This is a genomic window from Sphingomonas sp. (assembly GCF_025362505.1).
GTDB lineage: Bacteria > Pseudomonadota > Alphaproteobacteria > Sphingomonadales > Sphingomonadaceae > Sphingomicrobium.
This window is the reverse complement of the sequence record NZ_JANYGG010000110.1, coordinates 1-10,888: the sequence shown is the minus strand read 5'-3', so window position 1 is coordinate 10,888 and position 10,888 is coordinate 1. Positions and strand designations below refer to the sequence as shown.

The following is a 10,888-nucleotide window of genomic DNA, read 5'->3' as shown; positions in this document are numbered from 1 at the left end:
GGGCGGGCTCAAGTCGCTGCCACTGCGGTGGAAGGCGGCTTGAGGCGCCGGGTGATTTCGCAATTTTTTGAAAGCGAATTGAGGTATATGCGCGAGTTGGCATCGATGCAGCCGATGTCTGTCAGCATGATTTCGACCGGCACTTCCCCGGCTTTGCCGCGGTCTTGGGCCATGATCGTCCGTTTTTTTGACATTTTGGGCGATGATCGACTATTTTGGTATGGCACCCTTTCCAGGTTCGCAAGCACGTGCCGTGCGTGGCTGGGTTAGAATGGCCGAGCCTCAAAATGCGGAACGCATGCCGATGACCCAAACGATCGACCGAACAGACGCATCTCTCATTGCCACGCTTGAAACGCTCGACAGCCGGTTGCGCTGGCTTTCGTCGTGGACGATCCACAACGCCAACCACTTGCGCGAAAGCCGCGACGGCCTGAAAGTCGGCGGTCATCAGGCGTCGTGCGCGTCGATCACCGCGATCATGACCGCGCTGTATTTCCACGCGCTTGGCCCGAACGACAAGGTGGCGGTAAAGCCGCATGCGGGGCCTGTGCTACACGCGATCCATTACCTGCTCGGCAACCAGACGCTGGACCAGTTGCAGCGCTTCCGGGCCTTGAGTGGCGCCCAGAGTTATCCTTCGCGCACGAAGGATCGGATCCCGGTCGATTTCTCGACCGGCTCGGTCGGGCTTGGGGTCGCGGTCACCGCCTTTGCCAGCCTGGTCCAGGATTATCTCATCGCGCATGGCGACATGGCCGAGGCTGACGCCGGGCGGATGATCGCGCTGATGGGCGACGCCGAACTCGACGAGGGCAATATCTACGAGTGCCTGATCGAATGCTTCAAGCACGATATCCGCAACTGCTGGTGGATCGTCGACTATAACCGCCAGTCGCTCGACAGCACGACCGCCGACCGCATGTTTCGCCGGTTCGACGACATTTTCGAGACGTGCGGGTGGCGGGTCGAGACGCTCAAGCAGGGCAAGATCCAGCGCGCGACCTTCGCCCGACCGGGCGGGACGGCGATCTCCGATTGGATCGACAATTGCCCCAACGCGGAGTTTGCGGCGCTGACCTATCAGGGCGGTGCGGCGTGGCGCGAGCGGTTGAACCGCGACCTCGCCGGGTCGCCGAAGTCATTGAAACTGATCGCCGACCATGATGATGCTGCCCTCGCGACGCTGATGACCAACCTTGGCGGGCACTGCATCGAGACGTTGCTCGAGTCGTTCGCGCGGTGTGACGACGAGCGGCCGACCCTGTTCATCGCCTATACGATCAAGGGGTACGGACTGCCGTTTGCGGGGCACAAGGACAATCATTCGGGGCTGATGAACCCGACCCAGATCGAGGGTCTGCGCGCCGCGATGGGGATCGCGCCGGGGGACGAGTGGGAGCCTTATGGCGGGATGGGCGACAATGCCGCCGCCGCGGCGCGCGCCGTCGTGGAGGGCAGTGCGCTGGCCAAGGCGAAGGGTGAGCCGGATGCCTCGCTAGTCCCGGTTCCAGACATCCCCACCCCCGACGGTACCGAGCAGGCGACGCAAGCCGCGTTCGGGCGGATCCTGCTCGACCTTGCGAAATCGGGCGCCCCACTCGCCAACCGCATCGTCACGACGTCGCCCGATGTCACCGTCTCGACCAACCTCGGCGCGTTCGTCAATCAGCGCGGGCTGTTCCGTCGGCAGGAACTTCGCGATGTGTTCGCGGCCGCGAAAATCCCGACCGCACAGAAATGGGCGGGGCATGGCGCGGGCCAGCATATCGAGCTTGGCATCGCCGAAAATAATCTGTTCCTGATGCTCGCCGCGCTTGGTCTTTCGGCGCCGTTGTTCGGGACCCGGTTGATTCCGATCGGGACGGTCTATGACCCGTTCATTGCGCGCGGCCTCGATGCGCTGAATTACGCCTGTTACCAGGACGCGCGGTTCCTGCTGGTGGCGACGCCGTCAGGGCTGACCCTCGGTCCCGAGGGAGGCGCGCACCAGTCGATCAACTCGCCGCTGATCGGCATCGGCCAACCCGGCCTGACCTATTTCGAGCCGGCGTTCGTCGACGAGCTGGCGCTGATCATGCGCTGGTCGTTCGAGCACATGCAGGCGGATGACGGGGGTTCGGTCTATCTGCGCCTGACAACCCGCGCGATCGAGCAGGTCGAGCGGGTCGACGACAGCTGGCGCGAGCCGGCGCTCAAGGGCGGCTACTGGCTGCGGCGTCCGAGCGGCGCGGCCGATCTCGCGGTCGCCTTCACCGGCGCGGTGACCCCCGACGTGCTCGCCGCCGCCGCCGAGTTGGCCGAGGACGTCCCGGGGCTCGGGCTGCTGATGGTGACATCGCCCGACCTGCTGCACCGCGACTGGTCGGCGCATCAGGCGGCGCGCTGGACCGGTTCGGCTAGCGCTCCGTGCCATGCCGAGGCGCTGCTGTCGCAGCTCGCCCCGCACGCCGGGCTGGTCACGATCATCGACGGCGCCCCGTCGACGCTATCGTGGCTTGGCGGAGTGCGCGGGATGCGGGTCAGTCCGCTCGGCACCGATCGCTTCGGCCAGACCGGCGACCTGCCCGACCTCTTCGACCTCTACCGGCTCGACAGCCGGGCGATCATCGACGCGGTGGCGCAGCTGCTGATCGATACGCGGCGGCTGGCCTGAACTGCCGCAGATGAGCGAACCGCTGATCCTCGCGCTCGACCAGGGTACCACCTCGACGCGGACGATGAGCTTTGGCCGTGACGGCCAGCCGCGTAACTCCTCGCGCCGCGAATTTGCGCAGCATTATCCGCAAGCTGGCTGGGTCGAGCATGATCCGGAAGACATCTGGCGCGATGCGCTCGTGACACTGCGGGAGGTCGGGGAGGGCGAGGCCGTCGAGGCGATCGGGATCACCAACCAGCGCGAGACCGTCGTGCTGTGGGACCGCGCGACGGGGGAGCCGGTTCACAACGCGATCGTGTGGCAGGATCGCCGCACCGCCGATACCTGCGCGCGGTTGAAGGCGGACGGCTGCGAACCGCTCGTCCGCGAGCGGACCGGTCTGCTGCTCGATCCCTATTTTTCGGGTACCAAGCTCGCCTGGCTGCTCGACGAAGTACCGGGGGTCCGTGCCCGTGCGGAGCGCGGCGAGCTTGCGTTCGGGACGATCGACAGTTTCCTCCTGTGGCGGCTGACCGGCGGGCGGGTCCATGCAACCGACGCCACCAACGCCTCGCGCACCTTGCTGTACGATATTCATCGCGGGGCGTGGGACGACGACCTCATGCGTCTGCTCGACATCCCCGCCGCGCTGCTCCCTGAGGTGCGCGACAGCAGCACCATCTTCGGTGAGACCGACCGCGACATCCTCGGTCGCGCGATCCCGATCGGCGGGATCGCGGGCGACCAGCAGGCGGCATTGGTCGGGCAGGCCTGTTTCGCGCCGGGTGACGTCAAGTCGACCTATGGCACCGGCTGCTTCGCGCTGCTCAACACCGGCGAGAAAGCGGTCGCCAGCGAGCATGGTCTGCTGACGACGATCGCCTACCGCCTCGGCGGGGTGACGACCTACGCGCTCGAAGGGTCGATCTTCGTCGCCGGCGCGGCGATCAAGTGGCTCCGCGACGGGCTCGGCCTCATCACCCACGCAGCCGACACTCACGACCTCGCCACCCGGCTCGATGGTAATCATGGCGTTTACATGGTCCCCGCCTTCGTCGGGCTCGGCGCGCCCCACTGGGACCCCCACGCACGCGCATCGATCACCGGGCTGACATTCGACGCGACCGCCGCGCACATCGCCCGCGCGGCGCTCGAATCGGTTGCCTACCAGACCGCCGACCTGTTCGCTGCGATGGCCGCCGACGGGTCGAGCAAGCCGGGGAGGGTGCGAGTCGATGGCGGGATGGCGGCCAACGACTGGTTCTGCCAGTTCCTCGCCGACATGCTCGACATCTCCGTCGAGCGCCCCGCCAATGTAGAGACCACCGCGGCGGGCGCGGCGTTCCTCGCCGGGATGGCGGTCGGGGTGTGGAGCGGGACCGACGCGGTCGCGGCAAGCTGGCGCGAGGATCGGCTGTTCACCCCGCGAATGGCCGCGAGCGAGCGCGCGACTCTCGCCGCAGGCTGGCGCGACGCGCTGACCCGGACCCTGTCGAAATGACCAGCAACTACGACCTGCTCGTCATCGGCGGCGGGATCAACGGTACCGGGATCGCGCGCGATGCCGCCGGTCGGGGCCTGCGCGTGCTGCTGGTCGAGCGCGACGACCTGGCGGCGCACACCTCTTCGGCCAGCACCAAGTTGATCCACGGTGGGCTGCGCTACCTCGAGCAATATGAGTTTCGACTGGTGCGCGAATCGCTTGCCGAGCGCGAGCGGCTGCTGACCCTCGCGCCCCACCTCATCCGCCCGATGCGCTTTGTCATGCCGCTGGCAAAAGGCATGCGCCCCGCCTGGCTGATCCGCGCCGGGCTGTTCCTCTACGACCGCCTCGGCGGCAAATCGCGCCTGCCCGGATCGAAGGCGGTGCGGCTGAGGGGAACGCCGTGGGGCGCCGGGCTCAAGCCGATCGAACGCGGGTTCGTCTATTCGGACGGATGGGTCGACGATGCCCGGCTGGTCGTACTCAACGCGATCGGGGCGGCGGAGATGGGCGCCGATATAAGGACACGCACCGCCTTCCTCGGCGCTGTTCGCGAACCCGATTGCTGGCGGGCGCGGCTCGGCGACGGCAGCGAAGTGACTGCCCTCGCCATCGTCAACGCGGCGGGACCCTGGGTCGGACAATTGCTCGAAGAATTGCCCGACGCGGCCCGCGAACGCCCGCCGCGCCTCGTCAAGGGGAGCCACATCATCGTCCCCCGCCTGTTCGACGGCGAGCACGCCTACATTCTCCAGAACGACGACCGGCGGATCATCTTCGCGATCCCTTACGAGGAAGAGTTCACGCTGGTCGGGACGACCGACAAGCCGTTCGCGGGTGACCCCGCCACCGCGTCGATCGACCCCGACGAGGTCGACTATCTGTGCGCCTGCATCAACCGCTATTTCGAACGGCAGACAGCGCCGACCGACGTCGTCTCGAGCTATTCCGGGGTTCGCCCGCTGTACGACGACGGCAGCGAGAACGTGTCCGAAGTGACCCGCGACTATGTCCTGCGGTTCGGCATGGTGCAGGCGCCGCAACTGCTGTCGGTGTTCGGCGGCAAGATCACCACCTACCGCCGACTCGCCGAGCAGGCGCTCGACGACCTCGCGCCGTTTCTCCCGCCGATGGGAGGCCAGTGGACCGCGCACCGCCCGCTCCCTGGCGGCGACCTGCCGGGCACGATCGAGGAGTTCGTGGCGCAGGTCGGCCGTCGCTGGCCGTCACTCGGTGAGCACAACGCCGACCGGCTGGCGCGCGCCTATGGCACGCGGATCGAGCGGCTATTTCCTGAGGGTGAGAATGTCGGTGACGAGCTAGGCGAGGGCCTGCTCACCGCCGAAGTCGACTATCTCGTCCGCGAGGAATGGGCGCGAAACAGCGATGACATCCTGCGCCGCCGGACCAAGCTGGGGCTCCACGGCGGCCCGGCGCTCACCGCGCGCGTCGAAGCTTATCTCGCAAGCAATGATATCGGGGACGGGGCTATCCCCACTCCCGGCCAACCCTCAAACTGGCGGCCTGAACCAACCGAAAATTAGCCTGACTTGGCCGCCAAATTGTCCAGGAGCTGCCCGACCAGGTTGACCGTCATTCGTTCCTCCTCATCGCCAACACCGAACATCTTCGCGACGAAGTGATCAACTATTATACACTTATCAAACAAGCAGGCCGGACGCGGGGTTGATTGCCCCGATGAGCTTGTTATACAAATGTCTAACAAAGAGGACGATGGCGTGGTGGCTGCGGTGGCGCGGACGATTGAAAACGATCCGCAGGACGGCTGGAGCCTGCCCGCCTGGGTGTACTCGGACCCTGACTATTTCGCGGCGGAAATGGCGCGGGTGATCCGTCCGAGCTGGCAGGTGGTCTGTCATGTCAGCGACGTTCCGGTGGCGGGCGATTGGCACACGCTCGCCTATGCCGACGAGAGTATCTTGGTCGTGCGCGGCAATGACATGGCGGTGCGCGCCTTCACCAATGTCTGCCGTCATCGCGGATCACGGCTGGTGGACGGGGCATCGGGGTGCGCGAAGAAGCTCGTCTGCCCCTATCATGCCTGGACTTACGACCTTGACGGCCGGCTGACCGGTGTGCCGGCAAAGCGCGACTATCCGATGCTCGACATGGCGGCCAGTGGCCTGACCCCGGTCGATCTTGAAATCTGGCACGGCTTCGTCTTCGTCCGGCTCGAACGCGGCGGCCCCTCGGTCGCGTCGATGATGGCACCCTATGAAACGCTCGTCGCACCCTATCGGTTCGAGGATATGCGCGCGATCGGGCGGGTAACGCAGCGGCCCCGAGCGGTGAACTGGAAGAATGTCGCGGACAATTATTCTGACGGACTGCACATCCCGGTCGCGCATCCCGGGCTGACCCGCCTGTTCGGCAAGGGTTATGGCATCGAAGCCGAGGCTCATGTCGATCGCATGTGGGGGGCGCTGATCGACGAACCTTCCGCCAGCCGTTCCGAGCGGATGTACCAGGAAATCCTGCCGCGGGTGGATCACCTGCCCGAGGCGTCGCAGCGGCTGTGGCTCTACTTCAAGCTGTGGCCCAACGTCGCCTTTGACATCTATCCCGACCAGATCGACTTCATGCAGTTCATCCCGGTCTCGCCGACAAAGACGCTGATCCGCGAGATCAGTTATGCGCTGCCCGACGCGCGCCGGGAAATGAAGGCGGCGCGCTACCTCAACTGGCGGATCAACCGGCAGGTCAATCTGGAGGACACCGCCCTGATCCAGCGCGTTCAGGACGGCATGGCCTCGCCGAGTTTCACCGTCGGGCCGCTGGGCGAGAGTGAAGTCTGCCTGCGCGCGTTTTGCTGCAAGATGCGCCAATTAATCCCGGAATCCCGAATGGAACGCCAGCCTGCGGCAGGCTGGAGCCATCGTTGCTCGGTGAGCGACGTGAAATGACCCGCAAATACGACGCCGTCATCATCGGAGCCGGGCATAACGGCCTAGTTTGCGCTTTCTATCTGGCCCGCGCCGGTCTCAAGGTCCGCATCGTTGAAGCACGCGACACCGTCGGCGGCGCGGCCGTGACCGAGGAGTTCCATCCGGGTTTCCGCAATTCGGTGGCGAGCTATACGGTCAGCCTGCTGCAGCCCAAGGTGATCCGCGACATGAAGCTGGTCGATCACGGCTATCGCGTGATCGAGCGGCCCATCTCCAATTTCCTGCCTCAGGAGGATGGCGGCTACCTGAAGCTCGGTGGCGGGCTGGAGAAGACGCAGGCCGAATTCCGCAAATTTTCGGATCATGATGCGGACGTGCTGCCCGCTTATTATGCCGCGCTGGAGTCCGTCGCCGAGGTGCTGCGCGATCTGGCACTGAGGAGTCCGCCCAATATCGGCGACGGGCTGAAAACCCTCATCGACGGCGCGCGGCAGGGGCGCAAGCTCGGCAAGCTCTCGCTCGAACAGCAACGCGACGTGCTCGACATCTTCATGAAGTCGGCGCGCAACTTTCTCGACAACTGGTTCGAGAGCGAGGCGGTCAAGGCCGCGTTTGGGTTCGATGCCATCGTCGGCAATTACGCCAGCCCCGATACGCCGGGCAGCGCCTATGTGCTGCTCCATCACGTCTTCGGCGAGGTCAATGGCAAGAAGGGTGCCTGGGGCCATGCGATCGGCGGAATGGGGGCGATCACGCAGGCGATGGCGAAGGTCTGCCGAGACGCTGGCGTCGAGATCACGCTGGAGGCACCGGTCGCGCGGGTAATCGTCGATGGCGGCAAGGCGGTCGGGGTCAGGCTGACCGGCGGCGAGGAGGTGATGGCGGACGCCGTCATTGCCAATGTCGGGCCGAAGCTGCTTTACGAGAAGCTGATCGACCCGGTCGATCTTGGTCCGACCTTCCTCAAGCGATCGAAGGGCTTCAAGGCGGGATCGGGCACGTTCCGGATGAATGTCGCGCTGTCCGAACTGCCGCGCTTCACCTGCCTGCCAGAACCGGGCGAGCATCTGCAAAGCGGCATCATATTGGCGCCAACGCTCGATTATATGGACCAGGCATTCGTCGATGCGAAGGCGCATGGATGGTCCAAAAAGCCGATCGTCGAGATGTTGATCCCGTCGATTATCGACGACAGCCTGGCCCCACCGGGACAGCATGTCGCCAGCCTGTTCTGCCAGCAATTCGCGCCGGTGCTGCCTGACGGGCGCGACTGGGATGCAGAGGAGGGGAAGGCGGCGGACGTCATCATCGATACCGTCGAGGCACAGGCACCGGGGTTCCGCCAGTCGATCCTCGGCACGATGATCCTCAGCCCCAAGGGCCTCGAGCGCAAGTTCGGGCTGGTCGGCGGCGACATCATGCATGGCCATATGTCGCTCGACCAGCTCTGGGCGGCGCGTCCGGTGCTCGGCAACGGCGCCTATCGCGGACCGCTAAAGGGCCTCTATATGTGCGGCGCGGGTACGCATCCGGGCGGCGGGGTGACCGGCGCGCCAGGACATAATGCATCGCGCGAGATCCTCGCGGACCGGAGCTTTTTCGGGCGGCTAGTACGGGGGCGCTAGGGCCCGAGGCTAAAAGGTGCTGGCCGAATTTTATCCCGAACAATTGTGGCTTGCCACCGCTGGCAAGCTGGGCTGGCTGTGGATCGTCCCGACGTCGCGCTGCGGACGAAGCGCGCGGCCGCGCCTGAGCCGACCTTGCTCAACCGAACGCCGATTGCCATACGCGCGGTACGCGACGTGATCACGGATCGGCCTGGCGCGTGGGGACAGGATGGACGATGATCGAACCGAAACCCCCACGGCGTCGCGCCAGTCGGCAAGCGCCGGATGTGCGCCGCCAGGATCTGCTCGCCGCGACGATCAACTGCCTCGCGCGCCTTGGCCCTCGCGGAGCGACGGGGCGCGAGATCTGCCGTCAGGCCGGTGTCTCGCACGGTCTGCTTCGCCACTATTTTACGGACCCCGAAAATCTGCTGCTCGAAACCTATCTGGAACTGTGCAACACGTTCATCGCCCGGTTCGCGGAGGAATTGCGCGCCCCGGATCCCGATCCTTGGAAAGCGCTCGACAGTTTCTTCGCCGTGCTGTTTTCGGACGAGTGGGCAAGCTTCGATATTCTCGGCGCCTGGTTGGCGTTCTGGACGCTGGTGCGTAACAATCAAGACTTCGCGAAGGTCAGCGAGGACTTTAACCGGCGGCTGCGCGAATTGCTCCAGGCGGGCGTCGCGCGCCTGCCCACCGCCGGTCGGATCCCGCATGCCGATGTCGCGGCGATCCTGTCGGCGGTGATGGATGGCCTGTGGCTGGAATATTGCCTGTCGCCCGATCGATTGCCGCGGGAGCGCGCCATCGAGCTGTGCAGCCTGACGCTGCGCCGATTGGTGCCGCAGGTCGATTCATTCTGATTGGTGCCGTTTTGCCATAACCGGTGGGCTGGCTGCGCGCTCGATGGAGCGGATCTGGTGGGTATTCGTCGCGCCATATGCCTCGCCAAACGTTACCGAATGGCGCTGAGGTCCGCATTGCCCGTGCGGTAAGTCTTTGAAATCAATGGAGCGGGTGAAGGGAATCGAACCCTCGTCGTAAGCTTGGGAAGCTTCTGCTCTGCCATTGAGCTACACCCGCAAATCAAGCACTTGGCGCCAGACGACGCGTCCGGTTTACAGCCTCGCCCGCTGACGTGCGGCGATTGCCATATTGACCGCCCCCTGGTCAACATAAGTTCTACCGATACCGGCAACCGGGATCGGAAAGACTACAAACTCAAAAACATCCCCGCAAGCGCCGCGCTCATCAGGTTGCTGAGCGACCCTGCCGCCAGCGCCCTGATCCCCAGCTTCGCGATCACCGGCCGCTGGTTGGGCGCGAGGCCTCCGGTCACCGCCATCTGGATCGCGATCGACGAGAAGTTGGCGAAGCCGCAAAGCGCAAACGTCACCAGCGCCACGGTCTGCTGCGACAGCGCGGTGTCCTTGCCGAGTTCGATGAACGCGACGAATTCGTTGAGCACCAGCTTGGTGCCGAACAGGCCTCCGGCGGCGAGCGATTCGGTCCAGTCGGGGGCGCCGAGCAGGTAGAAGATCGGCGCGAAGACATAGCCGACGACTTGCTGGAACGACAGCCCGTGGAACCCGACCAACCCGCCCAGCCAGCCGAAGATGCCATTCGCCAGCGCCACCAGCGCTACGAACGCCAGCACCATCGCCCCCACCGCCACCGCCAGCCTCACACCGGTCTGCGCGCCCTGGCTGGCGGCCATGATCAGGTTGGCGGGGCGTTCCTCGTCCTCCACCGCCGCAGTCGGGTGCAGCGACGCCTGGCCAAAAGAATCGACGTGCGGATTGGTCAGCGCGTCGCCCGCGGTGCCAACCGGCGCGGGCGGTTCGTCGGGCATGACCAGCTTGGCCATCAGGATACCGCCCGGCGCCGACATGAACGCGGCGGCCACCAGGTAATCGATGCGCACGCCCATGCTGGCATAAGCCGCCAGGATCGTGCCCGCCACCCCGGCCATGCCCACCGTCATCACCGTGAACAGTTGCGACGGGGTCAGCGCCGCAAGGTAGGGCCGGATCACCAGCGGTGCCTCGCTTTGGCCAACGAAAATGTTCGAGGCCGCGCCCAGCGATTCGATCCGGCTGATCCCGGTGATCTTTTCGAGCCCCCCGCCGATCCAGCGGATCACCAGTTGCATCACGCCGATGTAATACAGGATCGAGATCAGCGCGGCGAAGAAAATGATCACCGGCAAGGCGGAAATGGCAAAGCTGTGCCCGCCGATTTCGGGCGAGGCGAG

The 10,888-nt window shown here is 65.3% G+C and carries 8 protein-coding genes and 1 tRNA gene; 7 read left to right on the top strand and 2 right to left on the bottom strand.

What is annotated here, in order from left to right:
• The 7 genes from Q0R27_RS10655 to Q0R27_RS10625 all read left to right on the top strand — a co-directional run.
• Window positions 1-270 (top strand): hypothetical protein (locus Q0R27_RS10655; RefSeq protein WP_293944325.1); only part of this gene is annotated, 270 nt, incomplete at its 5' end.
• 34 nt (window positions 271-304) lie between these two features.
• A complete protein-coding gene (locus Q0R27_RS10650) occupies window positions 305-2,656 on the top strand; it encodes a transketolase (protein ID WP_293944327.1) in 2,352 nt (783 codons plus the stop codon).
• Between the two features lie 10 nt (window positions 2,657-2,666).
• Window positions 2,667-4,139, top strand: a complete 1,473-nt coding sequence (gene glpK, locus Q0R27_RS10645; RefSeq protein WP_293944323.1) for a glycerol kinase GlpK — start codon at window positions 2,667-2,669, stop codon at window positions 4,137-4,139.
• Window positions 4,136-5,665, top strand: a complete 1,530-nt coding sequence (gene glpD, locus Q0R27_RS10640; protein WP_293944321.1) for a glycerol-3-phosphate dehydrogenase — start codon at window positions 4,136-4,138, stop codon at window positions 5,663-5,665. The genes glpK and glpD overlap by 4 nt, the downstream gene beginning before the upstream one ends.
• 171 nt (window positions 5,666-5,836) lie before the next feature.
• Window positions 5,837-7,045, top strand: a complete 1,209-nt coding sequence (locus tag Q0R27_RS10635) for an aromatic ring-hydroxylating dioxygenase subunit alpha (protein ID WP_293944319.1) — start codon at window positions 5,837-5,839, stop codon at window positions 7,043-7,045.
• Complete coding sequence (locus tag Q0R27_RS10630) at window positions 7,042-8,652, top strand: NAD(P)/FAD-dependent oxidoreductase (RefSeq protein WP_293944317.1); 1,611 nt, start codon at window positions 7,042-7,044, stop codon at window positions 8,650-8,652. The genes Q0R27_RS10635 and Q0R27_RS10630 overlap by 4 nt, the downstream gene beginning before the upstream one ends.
• A gap of 218 nt (window positions 8,653-8,870) precedes the next feature.
• Window positions 8,871-9,497: a TetR family transcriptional regulator C-terminal domain-containing protein gene (locus tag Q0R27_RS10625; RefSeq protein ID WP_293944315.1), complete on the top strand. Its 627-nt coding sequence runs from the start codon at window positions 8,871-8,873 to the stop codon at window positions 9,495-9,497.
• A 146-nt stretch (window positions 9,498-9,643) separates the two neighbouring features.
• Here Q0R27_RS10625 and Q0R27_RS10620 read toward each other — a convergent pair.
• Window positions 9,644-9,717: transfer RNA gene (locus tag Q0R27_RS10620), tRNA-Gly, on the bottom strand.
• A gap of 130 nt (window positions 9,718-9,847) precedes the next feature.
• On the bottom strand, window positions 9,848-10,888 hold a 1,041-nt coding region (locus Q0R27_RS10615), incomplete at its 5' end, for a nucleoside transporter C-terminal domain-containing protein (protein WP_293944313.1).